Annotated in this window: 16 protein-coding genes and 1 tRNA gene; 8 read left to right on the top strand and 9 right to left on the bottom strand. The window is 27.6% G+C overall.

Annotation, left to right across the window (positions count from 1 at the left end):
- Nucleotides 1-58: 58 nt before the first annotated feature.
- Complete coding sequence (locus CRU95_RS00345; protein ID WP_129099164.1) at nucleotides 59-1,648, top strand: ABC-F family ATP-binding cassette domain-containing protein; 1,590 nt, start codon at nucleotides 59-61, stop codon at nucleotides 1,646-1,648.
- 18 nt (nucleotides 1,649-1,666) lie between these two features.
- Here the strand turns inward: CRU95_RS00345 and CRU95_RS00350 are convergent, their stop codons facing one another.
- The 3 genes from CRU95_RS00350 to CRU95_RS00360 all read right to left on the bottom strand — a co-directional run bounded on the left by CRU95_RS00350 (nucleotide 1,667) and on the right by CRU95_RS00360 (nucleotide 4,935).
- Nucleotides 1,667-2,152, bottom strand: a complete 486-nt coding sequence (locus CRU95_RS00350; protein ID WP_129099165.1) for an acyl-CoA thioesterase — start codon at nucleotides 2,150-2,152, stop codon at nucleotides 1,667-1,669.
- Nucleotides 2,153-2,273: 121 nt separating this feature from the next.
- The gene (gene ligA, locus CRU95_RS00355) at nucleotides 2,274-4,220 is read right to left on the bottom strand and encodes an NAD-dependent DNA ligase LigA (RefSeq protein ID WP_129099166.1); all 1,947 of its coding nucleotides are present in this window, start codon (nucleotides 4,218-4,220) and stop codon (nucleotides 2,274-2,276) included.
- Nucleotides 4,221-4,230: 10 nt separating this feature from the next.
- Entirely contained in the window at nucleotides 4,231-4,935 is a 705-nt protein-coding gene (locus tag CRU95_RS00360) for a class I SAM-dependent methyltransferase (protein ID WP_129099167.1), read from the bottom strand.
- A gap of 62 nt (nucleotides 4,936-4,997) precedes the next feature.
- Here CRU95_RS00360 and CRU95_RS00365 point away from each other — a divergent pair, with 62 nt between their 5' ends.
- The 5 genes from CRU95_RS00365 to CRU95_RS00385 all read left to right on the top strand — a co-directional run bounded on the left by CRU95_RS00365 (nucleotide 4,998) and on the right by CRU95_RS00385 (nucleotide 8,435).
- On the top strand, nucleotides 4,998-5,339 hold the full coding sequence (locus tag CRU95_RS00365) for a hypothetical protein (RefSeq protein ID WP_129099168.1): 342 nt from the start codon (nucleotides 4,998-5,000) through the stop codon (nucleotides 5,337-5,339).
- Nucleotides 5,340-5,368: 29 nt separating this feature from the next.
- A tRNA-Val gene (locus CRU95_RS00370) sits at nucleotides 5,369-5,444 on the top strand.
- A 99-nt stretch (nucleotides 5,445-5,543) separates the two neighbouring features.
- Entirely contained in the window at nucleotides 5,544-6,392 is an 849-nt protein-coding gene (locus CRU95_RS00375) for a universal stress protein (RefSeq protein ID WP_129099169.1), read from the top strand.
- Between the two features lie 19 nt (nucleotides 6,393-6,411).
- Entirely contained in the window at nucleotides 6,412-7,071 is a 660-nt protein-coding gene (locus CRU95_RS00380) for a response regulator transcription factor (protein ID WP_129099170.1), read from the top strand.
- A complete protein-coding gene (locus CRU95_RS00385; RefSeq protein WP_129099171.1) occupies nucleotides 7,071-8,435 on the top strand; it encodes a sensor histidine kinase in 1,365 nt (454 codons plus the stop codon). Before CRU95_RS00380 ends, CRU95_RS00385 begins: the two co-directional genes overlap by 1 nt.
- Here CRU95_RS00385 and CRU95_RS00390 read toward each other — a convergent pair whose 3' ends face one another.
- The 4 genes from CRU95_RS00390 to CRU95_RS00405 form a co-directional block, all read right to left on the bottom strand.
- The gene (locus tag CRU95_RS00390; protein ID WP_129099172.1) at nucleotides 8,436-9,434 is read right to left on the bottom strand and encodes a tripartite tricarboxylate transporter substrate binding protein; all 999 of its coding nucleotides are present in this window, start codon (nucleotides 9,432-9,434) and stop codon (nucleotides 8,436-8,438) included.
- A gap of 143 nt (nucleotides 9,435-9,577) precedes the next feature.
- Complete coding sequence (locus CRU95_RS00395) at nucleotides 9,578-11,080, bottom strand: tripartite tricarboxylate transporter permease (RefSeq protein ID WP_129099173.1); 1,503 nt, start codon at nucleotides 11,078-11,080, stop codon at nucleotides 9,578-9,580.
- A gap of 8 nt (nucleotides 11,081-11,088) precedes the next feature.
- Nucleotides 11,089-11,529, bottom strand: coding sequence for a tripartite tricarboxylate transporter TctB family protein (locus tag CRU95_RS00400; RefSeq protein ID WP_129099174.1), 441 nt, complete (start codon nucleotides 11,527-11,529; stop codon nucleotides 11,089-11,091).
- An 8-nt stretch (nucleotides 11,530-11,537) separates the two neighbouring features.
- Nucleotides 11,538-12,536 (bottom strand): tripartite tricarboxylate transporter substrate binding protein, encoded by a 999-nt coding sequence (locus CRU95_RS00405; RefSeq protein WP_129099175.1) that lies wholly within the window; start codon nucleotides 12,534-12,536, stop codon nucleotides 11,538-11,540.
- Between the two features lie 139 nt (nucleotides 12,537-12,675).
- On the opposite strand from CRU95_RS00405, the gene CRU95_RS00410 reads away from it, so the two are divergent.
- Together CRU95_RS00410 and CRU95_RS00415 are read left to right on the top strand one after the other, a co-directional pair.
- A complete protein-coding gene (locus tag CRU95_RS00410; protein WP_164969686.1) occupies nucleotides 12,676-14,859 on the top strand; it encodes a cache domain-containing protein in 2,184 nt (727 codons plus the stop codon).
- A gap of 9 nt (nucleotides 14,860-14,868) precedes the next feature.
- A complete protein-coding gene (locus CRU95_RS00415; protein ID WP_129099177.1) occupies nucleotides 14,869-15,246 on the top strand; it encodes a DUF302 domain-containing protein in 378 nt (125 codons plus the stop codon).
- A 5-nt stretch (nucleotides 15,247-15,251) separates the two neighbouring features.
- Here CRU95_RS00415 and CRU95_RS00420 read toward each other — a convergent pair whose 3' ends face one another.
- Nucleotides 15,252-15,641 carry a PAS domain-containing protein gene (locus CRU95_RS00420; protein WP_129099178.1) on the bottom strand — a complete coding sequence of 130 codons (390 nt, stop codon included), beginning with the start codon at nucleotides 15,639-15,641 and terminating at the stop codon, nucleotides 15,252-15,254.
- Nucleotides 15,642-15,643: 2 nt separating this feature from the next.
- On the bottom strand, nucleotides 15,644-17,941 hold the full coding sequence (locus tag CRU95_RS00425) for a methyl-accepting chemotaxis protein (protein ID WP_164969687.1): 2,298 nt from the start codon (nucleotides 17,939-17,941) through the stop codon (nucleotides 15,644-15,646).
- Between the last annotated feature and the right edge of the window lie 25 nt (nucleotides 17,942-17,966).

Here is a 17,966-nt window from a genome sequence, read left to right on the forward strand (position 1 = left end):
GGTTTAGTTTACTTTAGTTAAAATCGCGAATTACTAAAACAACAAGTAGGGAAAATATATGGTTCAAACAGTCAATTTAAAAAAATCATTTGGTGCAAGAGTTTTATTTCAAGAAATAAATCTGAAACTAGATGCTGGTAAAAGATATGGGTTAATTGGTGCTAATGGTGCTGGAAAAACTACATTCTTGAAAATTTTATCTGGAGAAGAAGAAGCAACAGAAGGTGAAGTACAAGTTCAAAATGGTAAAAAAGTTGGAACTTTAAGTCAAAATCAATTTGCTTATGAAACATATAGTTTATTTGATACAGTTTTACTTGGAAATAGAAGATTATACGATGCTATTAAAGAAAAAGAAAAACTTTATATGGAAGAGTATACTGATGAAATTGGTGAAAAGCTAGGTGAACTAGAAATCATATGTTGTGAAGAAGACCCAACATATGAATATGATGTTAAAATTACTAAAATATTAGAAGAATTAGGTTTCCCTGCATCAACTCACAATGATTTAATGTCAACTCTTACTGGTGGAAATAAATTTAAAGTTTTACTAGCTCAAGTTTTATATCCAAAACCAGATGTGTTATTTTTAGATGAGCCCACAAATAACCTTGATATAGAAACAATTGGTTGGTTAGAAAATCAATTGCAACACCATGATGGTACAATGGTAGTTATTTCACATGATAGACACTTCTTAAATGCAGTATGTACTCATATCTTAGATGTGGATTATAAACAAATTAGAGAGTTTAGTGGTACTTATGATGATTGGTATATTGCTTCAACTTTAATGGCTAAACAACAACAAGCTGATGTAAACAAAAAACTTAAAGAAAAAGACGAGTTAGAAAAATTTATTGCTAGATTTAGTGCAAATGCATCAAAAGCTAGACAAGCAACATCAAGACAAAAACAACTTGATAAATTAGATGTTGGTTCTATTCAAGTCTCAAGTAGAAGAGACCCTTCTATTATTTTTAGACAAAAAAGAGAAGTGGGTAAAGAATTACTTACTGTTAAAAATATCTCTAAATCATATGATGGTGAACAAGTTTTAAATGATATCTCTTTTACTGTTGAAAAAGGTGATAAGATTGCACTTATTGGACCAAATGGTATTGGTAAAACAACTTTATGTGAAATCATGATGGAAAAAGTAAAACCAGATAGTGGTGAAGTTTTTTGGGGTGCTACAATTCAAAATGGATACTTTCCTCAAAATGCAACAGATATTATCAAAGGTGAAATGACATTATACGATTGGTTACGAGATTTTGATAGGGATGCAGATATCTCTGAAATAAGAAATTGTCTTGGTAGAATGTTATTTAATGGTCAAGAACAAGAGAAAAAAGTTAGTGCTTGTAGTGGTGGAGAAAAACATAGAATGTGGCTTTCTAAAATCATGCTAGAACAACCAAACTTTATGATATTAGATGAACCAACAAACCATTTAGACCTTGAAGCAATTATTGCATTAGGTGAAGGACTTTTAGAATATCCAGGTTCTGTAATTTGTGTATCGCACGATAGGGAATTACTTGATGCTTATGCAAATAGAATTATTGCCATTCAAAATGATGGTTCTATTGTAGATTTTAAAGGTACTTACGAAGAATATATTGAATCAAAAGAAGCCTAAGCTTCTTTTGTAAAAAAACTAATAAATAGTCTTTAATGCATGTTTTGAAGACATTCTTTGCTCTCTTCTTTTGATAGCATCGTTATATCTTCTTTTTTCATCTTCAGTTACTGGTTCTAATTTTGGAACTGGTAATGGCTCCCAATTTTCATTAACTGCTACCATTGTAAAATAACAAACATTTGTGTTTTTTATTGTATGGTCTTTTATATCTTCAGAAATGACTTTTATACCAATTTCCATTGAAGTTCTTCCAACATAATTTACTGATGCATGAAATGTAACTAGAGAACCAATTTTAATAGGGTCTTTAAATAAAACCATATCAACAGAAAGTGTTACAGCATATCCTCCTGAATATCTTGCAGCACATGCATATGCTACATGATCTAACATTTTTAAAATTTCTCCGCCATGTACATTTTTACCACTAAAATTTGCTTTATCTGGTGTCATCAACATCGTCATTGTAAGAGATTTTTCACCTTTTACTGTATTGCTCATATATAACCTTTGTAAAATATCTTTTAATTATAGACTAAATATATATAAATACATTATAAAAACTTATTTTAAAGGAGTGCAAAATTTGAAATTTATTAAAAAGTAACACTTGATAAATATTTTAAATCATTGCATTCATTTCATCTTCATTTATAGTTTTAACATTGAGTTCAACTGCTTTATCATATTTACTTCCAGCTTCTTCCCCATATATTACATAATCTGTCTTTTTAGATACACTAGAGCTAACTTTTGCTCCTAAAGTTTCAAGTTGTTTTTTTATCTCACCACGACTTACACTCATAGTTCCAGTTATTACTACAGTTTTGCCTTTAAAAGCATTTTCACTTACTTCTACTTTTTCTTCAACTGTTGGGTTTATAGTATCTATTAATTTTGTGACAAGTTCTTCATTTACTCTCATAAATTCAACAAATGAGTTTGCCATTTGTTCACCTATACCATCAAGAGCTACAAGAGAATCAAAATCTATTTTTAGTACATCAAGTCCAAACTCTAGACATATTTGTTTAGAGGCTACTTCTCCAATATGTTCAATTCCAAGTGCATTTATAACTCTATGAAGTGAACTGTTTTTTGTATTTGTTATTGCATTTAAAAGGTTATTTATCTTTTTGGCTTTAAATCCTTCAAGATTTTCTAAATCTTCATATTTAAGTGAATATAAGTCAAGTATGTCATATATCTTTTTTTCTCTTACTAAAGTCTCAACTATTTTATTTCCAAGTCCATCTATATTCATACAATTCTTACTTGCAAAATAGATTATTGAGTTTACAATAATTGAAGGGCAATCAAGATTTTGACACTTTATTAGTGTACCTTCATCTAAAAGTTCACTTTGACACTTTGGACATAAAGTAGGGCGACTTATCTGCTCTTGTGTTCCATCTCTTCTATCTGTAAAGACTTTTGTTATTTTAGGAATAATATCACCACTTTTTATAATAATAACTTGGTCATTTATTCTTAAATCAAGTCTTGCTATTTCATCATAGTTGTGTAAACTAGCTCTCTCAACAGTTGAACCATCTATAAGTGTAGGTTCAACAACTGCTACAGGAGTTATAACACCTGTTCTTCCAACTTGTTGGATGATATCTTTAATTGTAGTTGTTTTTTCGACAGCTGGAAACTTATATGCACAAGACCATCTAGGAAATTTTACTGTATATCCTAACTCCTCTTGTGTTTCTATATCATTGATTTTTATTACCATTCCATCAAGCATCATTTCAATACTATTTCTTGAAGCAATTATTTTATGATATAACTCTTCTATACCTTTGACTGTTGTAGTTTTTGTAGTCATTGGAGGATGAACAAATCCAAGGGAATAAATATATTCCATCATATCTGAGTATTTAGTAAAGTCTAAAGAGTTTTGTCCTACTCCCCAAACATTAAAAAATAGTTTTCTCTTTGCTGTAATACTTGGATCTAATTGTCTTAAACTTCCAGCTGCTGCATTTCTAGGGTTTGCAAATAGTTGTTCACCATTTTTTGCTCGCTCTTCATTAATCTTTTCAAAATCAGCTTTTTTGATAACTATTTCACCTCTTATTTCTATAAGAGATTGTTCTTTTATTTGTAGGGGAATAGAGTGTATTGTTTTTACATTATTCGTAACATCTTCTCCAATACTTCCATCACCTCTTGTTATTGCTTGTTTTAATACCCCGTTTTCATAGATTAAGTTTAAACTTGCCCCATCAAATTTTGGTTCACAATAAAACTCTAGATTTGTATTTACTTTATGTGCTCTTTTTATCCAATCTTCTAATTCAATTGTATTAAAAACATCTTCTTGTGACCACATACGTGAGAGGTGAGAAGCTTTTTCAAAGCCTTCTAAAACAAAACCACCAACTCTTTTATTTGGTGAGTTTGGATGGGAAAGAGTAGGGTTTTCTTGCTCATATGCTAAACACTCTCTTGATAATTTATCATACTCTTCATCACTAGCTTGGGGATTATCATCAACATAATAGGCTTTTGCCCACGATATTAAAATATTTATTTTTTCATTGTATTCGTTTTGTGTCATTATTCTCTTCTTAAATTTTTTGTAAAATATCAACCCTGAAAGGTTTTTTAAATGTTATTGGATTATTTTTTTGTGCATATTGATTAAATTTCTTTTCAACTTCTTTTTCAAGTTCTTTTGTGATATTGTAATTGTTAAAGGTTGCACTCATATGTCTTGATTTAAACTCTTCAAAATCTCTGTATGTATCCAATGAATAGAAAAATATCTCTTGGAATAGTTTAAATTCTTCATTTTCTACAGCTTTTTTTATTGCATTAAAAGCTTCACTTCGAACAAGTTCTTCATTATGAAACATTGCAATCATGTCACTTAATTCACCTGTAAAAAGAGGTTCAGATATATAAGCTAAACCATTTGGTTTTAGTACTCTTTTTATTTCACTTAGAGCTTTTGGCATAAGATTTATAGGTACATGGTGAAAAGATTTAAACATAAAAACCATATCCACACTTTCCTCTTCCAAATGAATATCTTCTGCACCACAGAGTTTAAATTCTATATTTTCATAAGATTTTTGAAGATTTTTTTGATGTTGTATTTTATCTACTTCACAAGCGATAATTTTCCTATCAAATCCATTTGTAGCAATATCAATAGTCTTTGATGCCTTGCCACAGCCTAATTCTAGTATTGTTTTATTGTTTAAATTCAGAGTTTCAATAAGATAATCTTCATTTAACTCTTGTTGTATATTTGATTGAATTAATTCCATAAGAAATTATATCATTTTAAACTAATATTTTTTTTGATATAATTCTGCACTATGGAGAAAATATGAGTTATTTAGATATTTGTATACTGGGTTGGAACTTAAATGCTTTAATGTTTGTCATTAATTTATTTCTTGCTATAAAAGTAATAAAAGCAACAGATGTTGAAGTAATACAAGAACAAACTAGATTATTAGAAGAATTAAAATTTGAATTTGATAAATATTACCCAAATCGAAAAGTTGAAGTGAGTATTTCATATATTGTTCCATTTACTGCATTTTTTAGAATGACTTTAAGAATTTTAGAAATGTTCTTCTTTTTCACAAGAAATAAAAATACTACAATGTATGATTTTATGGTTTATAAATATTCTTATGACATCCAAAAAGCTAAATCAAAATAATATTTAGCTATTATCTCATTCTTTAAAATGGTCGCATAGCTCAGTTGGTAGAGCACCACCTTGACATGGTGGTGGTCGTAGGTTCAAGTCCTATTGTGGCCACCATACAAATTAGTTATAAAATTTCTTAAAAGTCTTTTTTGCAAGTTTTATGACAGTCTTTCGTGCTATAATTTAATAATATATTTTCTTAAAGGATTTTTTATGATTTACAAAAAAATGTTTTTTCCTATTGGTGGTGGTGAAGAGTTAAAAGAGAGATTATTTGCAGCATTATTAATTGCAAAATATTTTGATGCAAACTTAGAAATTTTAAAATGTTTACATGATACTGGCAAAAAAATGTACAAAAATTTGGGTATTTCTAGTCATATAATGAAAGAAATTGATGATGTAATTGCTCTAAAAGCTCAAGAAGAATCAATTGAATTTGAGAAAGCTCTTATAGAAATTGGAAAAATTGTTGGGATGGACGTATCAACTACTCCAATTCCAAATAAAGTTCATGCTCTTTTAACTGTAAAAGAGGGAAATAGAAGCCTTTTAGTTGAAGAAGAATCTAAATTTTGTGATATAGTAATTGCTGCTGCTCCTCCATCTGGAATAGCAACTGCAACATTTGAAACATCAGTTTTAAAAAGTGGAAAACCTGTTCTTATGTTCCCAAGAAAAATGAAAACTTTTAATACAAAATCAATACTTATTGGATGGAATAATACAGTTGAGTCATCACGAGCTATAACTTCATCTGTTGAATTGTTAAAACAAGCTCAAAGAGTACAAATAGTATCTTCTGATGAATATAGTGGTGATATGGTAAAAATTAACCAATTAATTGAATATCTTAAATTTCATGGAATTGATGCAAGTTATAAAATTGTAGAAACTACAAGAATCCCAGGTCAAGCGTTATTAAATGCTGCACTTGATGGAAACTTTGACTTAATAGTTGCAGGTGCTTATGGTCATAAAGGATTGAGAGAACTTATGTTTGGTGGTGCTACTAGATATTTATTAGAACATTCTACTTTACCAGTATTTATGTCTCACTAGATTAATGTAAAATATTGCTATGAAGATATTATTACTTGAAGATAATAAAACATTAGCAAAAGGAATATTTAATAAATTAGTGCAACATGGTTATGTAGTAGACCTCTTCTATGATGGAGAAGAGGGTCTATACTCTTTAAATACTTCTACTTATGATCTTCTTATTTTAGACTTAGGGTTACCAAGTTTAGATGGAATTGATATTATAAAAGACTTAAGAAACTCTCAAAAGAATATTCCCATCTTAATCATTTCCGCTAGAGATAAACTTGACCAACGAATATTAGGATTAGATAGTGGAGCAGATGATTATTTGTGTAAGCCTTTTGAACTTGATGAAGTTATCGCTAGAGTTCAAGCATTATTAAGACGAAGTAAAAATCAAATCTCTAAGTTGATTAAGTATAAAGATTTAGAATATAATTCTTTATCAAAAACTTTAACTAAAGATGATATTGTTATAGAATTAAGTAAAAGAGAGATAAATGTCTTTGAACATATGTTATTAAATTTAAATAATGTAGTTAGCAAAGAAAATATTGTAGAACATATTACATCTTTTGATGATGATTTTAACCCAACCGCTGTTGAAACTTATGTTTCCAGACTAAGAAAAAAGCTAGGTAATTCTATTAACTTAAAAACAGTTAGAGGCTTAGGGTATATACTTAATTCATAATGGCTAAAAATACACAATCTATTAGTTATCGTTTAGTCATTTGGCTAACCATTCCTTTAATTATATTTTCTATTTTATTATTTTCTGTTATATATTTTTTTGTAAATGAAAAAGTAAATAAATTTTATGATAATAATCTATATGCAACTGGTAAAAGTATGGAAGATAGTATTGGCATTAGAAATGGACATTTACTTGTTGACTTACCTTACTTTGCCATTGATTTATTATCTTCTAATAATGAAGGTTCAGTTTTTTACTCTATAGTAGATGAAAATAATAAATTGCTTGTTGGATATAAAGGTTTAGTTAATAAAAAAGTCTTAGAAAAAAAAGATAAAGTTTTTTATAATACATCATTTGCAGCTGCACAATTGAGAGCTGTATCTTTTAATGTATCTATTAATAATTTTGGTAAAAAACATAAAGCAATAATAACTGTTGCAGAAACTCTAGAAGGAAGAATTTCTGCAATTAATGATATTTTAATAGTATTAATTGTTTTAATTGGTGTAGTTATTATTTCTACACTAATCATATCTTTAATTGCAGTTAGAAAAGGACTTAGACCTTTATATAATTTACAAAAAATAATAAAAAAACGAGATTTAAAAGATTTATCTCCTATAAGTTTTAATGCACCAAAAGAAATTGAAGAAGTATTAAATAGTATTAATATTTTATTAGAAAGAAGTAGAGACAATATTAAGTACATAGAACACTTCAATTCAGATGTTTCTCATCAATTAAGAACTCCTTTAGCAGAATTAAAAGTTAAAATAGAAGTGTTATATAAAAAAGATGAAAAAGAATATATTACTTTCATGAAAATTATTGATTCTATGAGTCATATTACGGAACAACTTCTTTTATATGCTAAAACAAATCCAAATTCAATAAATATTAATAGATTTAAAAAAATAAATTTAACTCAAATGTGTAAGGATTATTGTCTTAAAACTGCGCCAAGAGTCTATGCAAAAGGTTTTGAATTTGCATATGAGAGTTTTGATAAAGATGTATTTATTAATGCTGATTCAATTTTACTAGAAAGTATGTTAGATAACATTATTAATAATGCCTTATATTATGCAGTTGATGAAAAAAATAATCCAATGGGAACTATAAGTGTAAATATAAAAAGACATAATAATACTATTTGGTTAAATGTAAAAGATGAGGGTTATGGTTTAAATACTAAAGATTTAAATCATATTTTTGATAGATTTTATAGAGTGGATTCAAATAAAAAAGGTAATGGATTAGGACTGAGCATTGTTAAACAAATTGCACAGTTACATAATGCAACTGTACAAGCTTCAAATGATGAAGGTTTGGTTATTTCTATAGTTTTCCCTATATAATTATTCTTTTACTAAATATGAATAAGATTTGAAAATATCATATGATTCTTGAATCAAATGATTTGATTCTTCTGGTCCTGTCCAAGTGTAGCCAATGTCATTTGATTTTAAGAACTTTTGAACATCTTTTCTAGCTAAAGTTCTTTTTATTGCATTAGTCAATTTCTCATATCTCTCTGGATATTTTTCTTTAAATTCTTTTCTAACTGCAAAACCTCTTGTAGAACCAGTGAATACTGGAACTTGAAAACCTAAAGGTTCAATTGCTTCATTTAGTGTTGGAGCATCCCATTGTTTTACTCTCTTATCTTTTACGATAGCCAAAGGTTTTATAAATTCTTTAATAGTTTCACTTCCTTGCGCTGAAATTGCTATTAAGTCAACTTGTCCACCTGCAATTGCTGTTCTTGCTTTACCTCCACTATTGTATACAACAAGATTTAAATTTTCTTGAGGAATATTATATTTATCTAACATAAGTTTTAAAAGTAATTGTCCTACTGACCCCTGAAAAACAGCAGCTTTTACTGTTTTTGGGTGATTTTTAATTGCATTTAAAATTTCTACCATATTATTGTATTTTGAATCTTTATTGACAGCAAATAATTCAAAATCAAGCCATTGTACATTGATAAAATCAAAATCACTTATTTTAAATTTAGCACCACCTGTTAAAATTGAATTAGCCAAAAATGGTGAAAAAGTTGAAGCAAATATTGTATATCCATCTGCAGGCTTTTTTAACACATAATTAGCAGCAATTTGAGTACTAGCTCCTTTTTTATTGAATACTTTTATGGGAGTATTTAACTCATCTGATAAAAAAGTAGACATTGATCTTGTCATTCTATCGGCACTGCCCCCAATACCGAAACCTACAACAAAATTAATTGGTTTATTAGGATATTCATCTGCTTGTAAATTTATAGTAAATAAACTTATTCCTAATACAAAAATTAAAGCAGATTTAATTGCTGATTTAAACATGCTTGTATACATGTAACTCCTTTATTATTAGTATAAGAAATTTTAACTAACAAAGCTGTCATGAAACTTGCATATAAAATTAGTATAAACAAAAGAAAGAAGTAGGGGAGTTTGTACAGTTACATGAAGTAACTGTACAAAATAAAAGTTTATATTTATTTAGCTTTTTTAGTTAATTTTTCAATTAATGAAGAACCAAATAAAGAGAAAATTAATAAAACTATAATAGCAATGGTAATTGGTCTTTGGAAAATATATGAAAAATCACCACCTGATATCTGTAAGGTTTGAACTAGTGAACCTTCTGCCATTTTTCCTAATAACATACCAATAACTGCTGCTGGCACAGAAAAATTATATCTTCTAAATACCCAACCAAGCAATGCAAATACTAAAACAGTAGCAGGACCGGACATATTTCCTGTCAATCCAAATGCCCCAGCTGTTGCTAAAATTAAAACAGATGGTACAAGATATGTCATCTTGACTTTAATGATTGATGCTAATATAGGTATTAATAAAAGTCCTAATATTATTAATAAAAATGCTTGTGCAAAGTTTGCAAATATAATTGCATATACAACATCCATTTGTTCTCTAATAAATTGTGGACCACCTGTAATATTATGCATAGCAAAGGCAGCTAACATAACAGCCGTTGCACCACCACCTGGAATACCAAGAGCTAAAAGTGTAGCCATAGAACCAGCTTCAGATGTGCTATTTGCAGATTCTGAAGCAATAACACCTTTTGGATTTCCTTTTCCATAACTATCGGGATCTTTATCTCTTCTTTTAGTTTCTATATAAGATAAAAGATTTGATACTGATGAACCAACACCTGGAACTGCACCGATAATTACACCAATTAAACTTCCTCTTATCAAAATAACAGGATAAGAAAATGCTTTTTTAAAGCCTTTTACTATGTATGAAATTCTTACTCTTCTTTGGCTTTCATCTTCAACTAAAAATTCAGATTTAACAAGTTTAAATAATTCAGAAGCTGCAAACATCCCCATCATTGCTGGAATAACAGGAATACCATCTGCTAAGATTTCTAAGCCCATTGTTCCTCTTAAAATACCATTATCACTAAATCCTATAGTACCAACTAATAAACCTACAAGTCCTGCAATAAGACCTTTTACAACATGTTTCCCTGTTAAACTGGCAATTAAAGTAAGACCCCACAAAATAACAATAAACATTTCAGAAGGACCTAATTTTAAAACAAAAAGAGACATTGGTTTTATTAAAAAGAAAAGTAAAACATATCCAAGTAATACACCAAAAGTAGAAGACCCAAGTGCTAGACCTAAAGCTTCATTATGTTCACCTTTTCTTGCCATTGGATAACCATCAAAAGATGTAGCAATAGCTGAGGAAGTCCCCGGTATATTCATCAATATAGCAGGAACACCAGCTCCAAACCCACTACCTGTAAATATTGCAGTTAAAAATAACATTGCTTGTAAAAAATCCATATACATTGTCATTGGCAAAAATATCGCCATTGCCATTGATGTTTGTAATCCAGGTGTTGCTCCAAAAAACAATCCAATGATAATACCAGGTATTACAACTAACCAGTATTGAGGTTCTGAAAAGAGTAGGGCAACTGCTTGTTGCGCTGAATCTAAATTAACTATATCCATTTTTCTTCCTAATAATCAGTTGGCAAAAATGTCATAGGCATTGGATAAGGAAGCATCATTGAAAAAAAGTATGCAATAACAAAACCATAAACCAAACTATAACCAATTACCCATGGTAATCTTTTCTCACCATGTATATATAAAGATACGGCTAAAAATAAAACTGTTCCAAGGTCAAAACCTAAGTATTCTAAAGTAAAAACATATATAGCAAATAGAACCATTATTGGAAGTACAGTAATAAAATCATCTTTTTTTTCTAAATCTTCCTTTTGAGTAAAAAACTCAAAAATGCATAAGCAAAGTGTAATAGCAGCAATAGGAAGAATAAGAATCATATTTTCTAAGCTACTAGATGCATTATGTGCATTTAATGCATACCATAGTACAAATGCAGCTAAGCATAGGATTACTATGCTATTAGCTATTTTTTCTTTTGATAAAGCCATCTCTTAACCTAGTCGTTCAATAAGTAACCGTATTGTTTAAAGAATTGATACGATTCATCTATTAATTTATTTGATTCTTCTGGTCCAGTCCAATCATAACCAATTTGATTTGATTTTAAGAATTTTTGAACATCTTTATTATCCAAAGTTCTTTTTATTGCATCAGTTAATTCTGTATATCTTTTTGGATATTTTTCCTTAAACTCTTTTTTAACAGCAAATCCTCTCATCGAACCACTAAATACTGGAACCTGGAATCCTAAAGGTTTAACCGCTTCATTTAATGTTGGAACATCCCATTGTTTTATTCTTTCATTTTTTAATATTGCAAGTGGCTTAATAAATTCTCTAATATTTTCACTTCCTTCTGCTGAAATTGCTATTAAGTCAACTTGTCCACCAGCAACTGCTGTTCTAGCTTTTCCACCACTACTGTATGTAACAAGATTTAAATTTTCTTGAGGAATGTTATATTTTTCTAACAATAATTTTAAAATTAAATGTCCACCAGAACCTTGAACCACAGCAGCTTTTACTGTTTTTGGGTGTTCTTTAATTGCATTTAAAACTTCTACCATATTATTGTATTTTGAATTTTTATTAACAGCAAATAATTCATAATCAAACCATTGAATATTAATAAAGTCAAAATCAGTCATTTTGTATTTAGCACCACCTGTTAAAATTGTATTAGCTAAATAAGGTGAAAAAGTTGAAGCAAATACTGTATAACCATCTGCAGGTCTATTTAATATATAATTTGCAGCAATTTGTGTACCCGCACCTTTTTTATTGATAACTTTTATGATACCACCTAACTCATCAGATAAAAATGTTGACATAGATCTAGCCATCCTATCCGCACTTCCCCCAATACCAAATCCAACTACTAAGTTTACTGGCTTAGATGGATATTCTTTTGCTTGTGAGCTTGTAGTTAAAAGCCCTAATCCTAATACTGAAATTGCAGCAATTTTTATTGCTGACTTCATAATACTTGTATACATGATTACTCCTTGTTTATTTATTTGAGCATCTTAACATACAAAGCTGTCATGAAACTTGCAATAAATACCAACTAGGATTAAGTAATTTGCCTGTATAATCACACTCTTAATTAATTTAACTACTGCTATCAGGATGATAATGTTTTATAAAAACGAAAAAAAATTAATAGATACAATCAAATATGCTCCAATAATTTTAATTATAATTTTATTTTTAATTACTACTTATTTTGTGGAAAAATCAAATACAAAACAATTTAATGATGAAACTAAAAGAATAACAAAATTTTATAGGGATTATAATAATAATGAAATTAAACAGATTGTACATAAAGTCAATGAGTACATTAAAACAGAAGATAAAAATGCTTTAGATAATTTAAAAAAATCTTTAAAACTACAAGTTTATGATGCTTATACAATAGCAACAAAAATTTATTCAGATAATAAAAATAGAAGAACAAAAAAAGAGATTCTTGAGTTAATAAAAATTACTCTTAAAAGTATAGGGAAAGGTCAATATTTTATTATTAAAGGAAAACATTTTTTATTACAAGCTTCAAATGAAAAAATAAAAGATACTCAAAGTCTTAAAATGATTTTAAACTCCATAAATGACAATAAAGAAGGAATTATTACTTATTCTAATTATAAAAATTCTAAAGAAACACCTTCTGAAAAAATAAGTTTTTATAAAAAATTTGAACCCTTGAATATCTATATTGGAAAAGGAGAGTACTTAGACACTTTTGAAAATAATTTAAAAAAAGAGATTATTAAATCTATACAAAATCATAATTTAAATATTAAAAAGTACATCTTTATAATAAATTCAAATGGTATTATTTTAGCGAGTAATGACGAAAAAAGAGTTGGAAAACAAGTTAATCTGGATTTAGCATTGAAATTAAAAGACATGTTTAATAAAGATGAAGGACTATTTAATTATGAAAAATATAACGAAGGAGAATCTTTTAAAAAAACTTCATTTATAAAAATATCTAAAAAATGGAATTGGATATTAGGAAGTGGATATGGAGATGATGAATTAAATAATTTAATTGAAGATGCAAATAAACAGTTACAAATAATGAATAAAAATAACTATTACAATATTTTATATTTTGGTATTTTTATTACAACTCTTTTATTAATTATTTCAATTTTTATTAGTAAATATATAGAAGACATTTTATTAAACTACAAATTAAAAATAAAAGATGAAGAAAAAGAGTTTAGAAATTTATTTGAAAATAGTAATATAGGTTTAGCAATAAGTAGTAGCACAGGTAAACTCTTAAATGTAAATTCAAAATTCTCAGAAATCTTAGGCTACAACTCTTCAGAAGAGATTGAAAATAGATTCTGGCACGAATTGTCAAATATAAAGCAAGACGATAAAGAATTATATTTTTATAATAAGCTTTTAGAAGAAAAAATATCTAATTATAGTCTTGAAAAAGTTTTCACAAATAAAGCTGATGAACGAAAAATAGATATCTTGATTAATGCAAACTTATTTAAAGAAAACAATAAAATAAAATATATTTTATTTTCAATTACTGATATTACAGAAATAAAAGAAAAAGATAATTTGCTTTTTCAACAATCAAAAATGGCTTCAATGGGAGAAATGATAGCAAATATTGCACATCAATGGAGACAGCCTTTAAGTATGATTAGTACATTATCTTCTGGTCTTAAACTTCAAAAAGAACTTGATAACCTAAGTGATAGTTATTTTAACGATTCATTAGAATCAATTACAAAATCAACACAATATTTATCTCAAACAATTGATTATTTTAAAGATTTTTTTAAACCGAGTGAAAATAAGTCTAAATTTTACATAAAAGAAGTTGTGGATAAGACTTTAGTTCTTTTATCAGCAGAATTAAAAAATAAAGATATTGAAATTCTTCAAGATATTGAAGATGTTGAATTAACATCATATGAAAACGATATAATTCAATTATTTATTAATATAATTAATAATGCTAAAGATGCCTTTGAAAGTTCATCTGTTAAAAATAAAATCATAAGTTTAAGCACAACTTTTAATAAAGAAAAAAATATTCTTATAATTTGTATAAAAGATAGTGCAGGGGGAATTAATAGCAATATTATTGATAAAATATTTGATCCTTATTTTACAACAAAACATAGAAATATGGGTACGGGAATTGGATTATATATGGTTAGTCAAATTATAAACAAGCATTTAAAAGGTTTTATTGAGGTAAAAAATGTTAATTTTACACATCAAAATCTAGAATTAATTGGGGCAGAATTTATAATTACTATTCCTACAAATATTAAATAAGAGGACAAAATGTTATATATTGAAAAAAGTGAAAAAAGTGTACAAGAAGTAGTAGATAAAATACAAGAAATATGTTCAAATTATAAATTTGGAGTTCAACATATTCATAAATTAAAAGAGACTTTGATTTCAAAAGGAATAGATTTTAAGAATGATTGTCAAGTATTAGATGTATGTAATCCTAATGTTGCAAATGAGTTTTTAACTGCAGATATGAGTCTGAGTTCAATAATGCCTTGTAAAATTTCAATCTATAAAGAAGATGGACAAACTATAATTGCATTAAACTCTATTGTTCAATTAGTAGATGATATAAATCCAGATTTAATTGATCTAGCACAAAGTACTCAAAAAACTATTTTAGAACTTATTAAAGAGGTTAAATAACCTCTTTATTGCATTGTTTTATATAATGCTTCATATTTAGTAATTTCACCTTGAGGAGGCTTTCTTCTACATGACATAAAACACTGTTCTCCTTTTTCATTTTTATAGGGATAAATAGTGGCACAAACCCAATAAAACCCTCCAGATTTTGTTTTATTTTTTACAAAACCTTGCCAAACTTTATTATTTTTTACTGTTTCCCATAGGTCTTTAAATGCTGCTTTTGGCATATCATCATGTCGTATTATATTATGTGGTTTTCCAATTAAATCATTAAGTTCATACTCTGCAATACTACAAAACTCTTCATTTGCAAAAATAATGTTTCCTTTAGAGTCTGTTTCACTTACTAAAAAAGCATTATCTTTTAATACAGTTTCTTTATTTAAACCCATAATTAATCCTTTTTCTTAAATAAATTATCACAATGTATTTCTTTCATCTTATCCATTAATGTAAATACATCTTTCATAGATTCTTCTAAATTTTGTGCTACTGAAATGATTTGACCATTTTTATAATTTCCAGCATATAAATCAGCAGAATCTTGAACCATAACATGAACTTTTTTATGTTCTTCATATAAAGTTTGCCACTCTTTAGATTTTGCTAGTTGTGTCTCTTTTGTTGAATTCAACCATTTACCTAAATCACATTCATTATGATTTTTAACAATTATTCTCTCTCCACCAGAAATGCATTGGCTAAATGCATCATTTTTAAATGAAACATGATCAGTCTTGAGTTTATTTAGTTTAAATACAAAAGCTGTATCACAGACTCTTCTTTTTGCATTTATATCAAAAGTTGTTGAATCAACTGCTTCTTGTAACTGTTTTGATAAAGATTTTGTATTAGCAGCCATTTCATTGATTTGATTAGCTAAAGATGCATTTTTTTGTGTTGCTTGATCAAGTGCATTAACCGTGTCATTTATTTGAATCATTGCAGACTCTTGCTCTTTTGTTGAAGTTGCTACTTCGTTAATTATTTTTTCAGATTGTGCAATATTTTCATTAAGATCTTTAAAACCAGTTATCATTTTAGAGGCAACTTCTTTACCTTCTTTTGATTTTGCATTAGCGCTTTCAACTAATCTTTTAATTTCATTTGCCGCTTCTGCACTTCTTGTTGCTAAATTTCGCACTTCTGCTGCAACAACAGCAAATCCTTTTCCAGCTTCACCAGCAGTTGCTGCTTCAACTGCTGCATTTAGACTCAAAATATTTGTTTGAAATGCTATTTGGTCAATTATTGTAATTGCTTCATTTATTGTAGTTACTTCTACACTAAGTTCTTCCATAGAATCAGAGGTTTTCTTAGCCAATTCAATACCTGCATTACTAGAATTAGCAACTTTAGCTGAATATTCAAGCATTTTAGAAGTATTTACATTCCCACTTTTTATTGTAGATGTTACCTCTTCAATTGCTGCAGCTGTTTCTTCTAAAGCAGCTGCTTGTTCATTTGAAGATCTACTTAATTCAAATGAAGCACTAGAAAGTTCATCTGCACTAAAGGCTAATCTTTTAGTTGAATTATCTATTATTGAGATAACTTCATTAATAGCTGTTTGTGTAATTTTTGTCCCACCAAATAATGATGAAACAAGACCTGTTATATTAGGAATTTCTGGTATCTTATAAGTATAATTTGCTTTTGATAATTCAATTAAGGAATCAGATAAAATAATCAGATTATTTTTTGTTGTTTCTATCATTCCATTAATTTCATCAATTAAATCATTTAACTCACTAGTTGCACCTTTTATTAATACTTTATCATTAAATAATCCAACATTAACTTTTCCAATAACATCTTTAACATTGTCTATGGCTAGCTTATCTTGGATAATATTTTGTTCAACTTTATTAATATAAAGATTAAAATTATTAGCGATATTGCCAAGTTCATCATTTGTGTGAAGTTCAATTTTTGTAATTTCATTACTATTTGCAAGTTTTTTAACTCCCAAATCAAGTTTTTGAATACTTCTTAATATATTATTAATAACAAAGAATAAATAGATAACAGAACTTATAAAAATAATTGATAGAAATATAGAAACTAATCGAAATGTATTAATTATTTCGATATCTTCCTCAATTGATTTTGTTAAATTATCTTTTTGCAAAGTTACAAGGTTTTCAAGATTTTCTTCAAGTGTTGTTGTAAAAGTATCAACATCTTCCATGTTTTTTTCAACATCAATTGAAAAGTTTATAAATTTAGTAAAAGTTTCTTTATCTTCTTGTGATATTTCATTTGTATTTGAAAAGTTTTTTATTAATATATCTCTATTTTCTACAGCTAATATACCATTTTGAGCCATTTTCCTTAATGAAAATACATAATTATCGAAAACCTTATCTATATTTTTTAAAAAAATATCATTTTTAGCATCTATATTTTTATTACTAATATTTTCTCTAATAAGTCTGTATTTCTTTACAATAATATCTATTTCTTTAAATCCATTTTTGTCACCCATAAGTGAAATATCTGTACTTAATTCTTGTATACTTTTTATTAAAAACTTCATTTCCTTAAATAATGAAGTTAGTTTTGTCCCTTCAATTAAATGTTTATTTGCATTCTCTATTTTTGACAAAGACACAAATAACCCAGCACCATTAAGAATAAGTACAATAGTAAATATCGTAATTAAAATATTAGATTTACTTCTAATTTTCATAAGTCCACCTTTTTTATAAAGTGAC

The organism is Arcobacter sp. F2176 (assembly GCF_004116465.1).
In the GTDB taxonomy this organism is placed as follows: domain Bacteria; phylum Campylobacterota; class Campylobacteria; order Campylobacterales; family Arcobacteraceae; genus Arcobacter; species Arcobacter siniprincipis.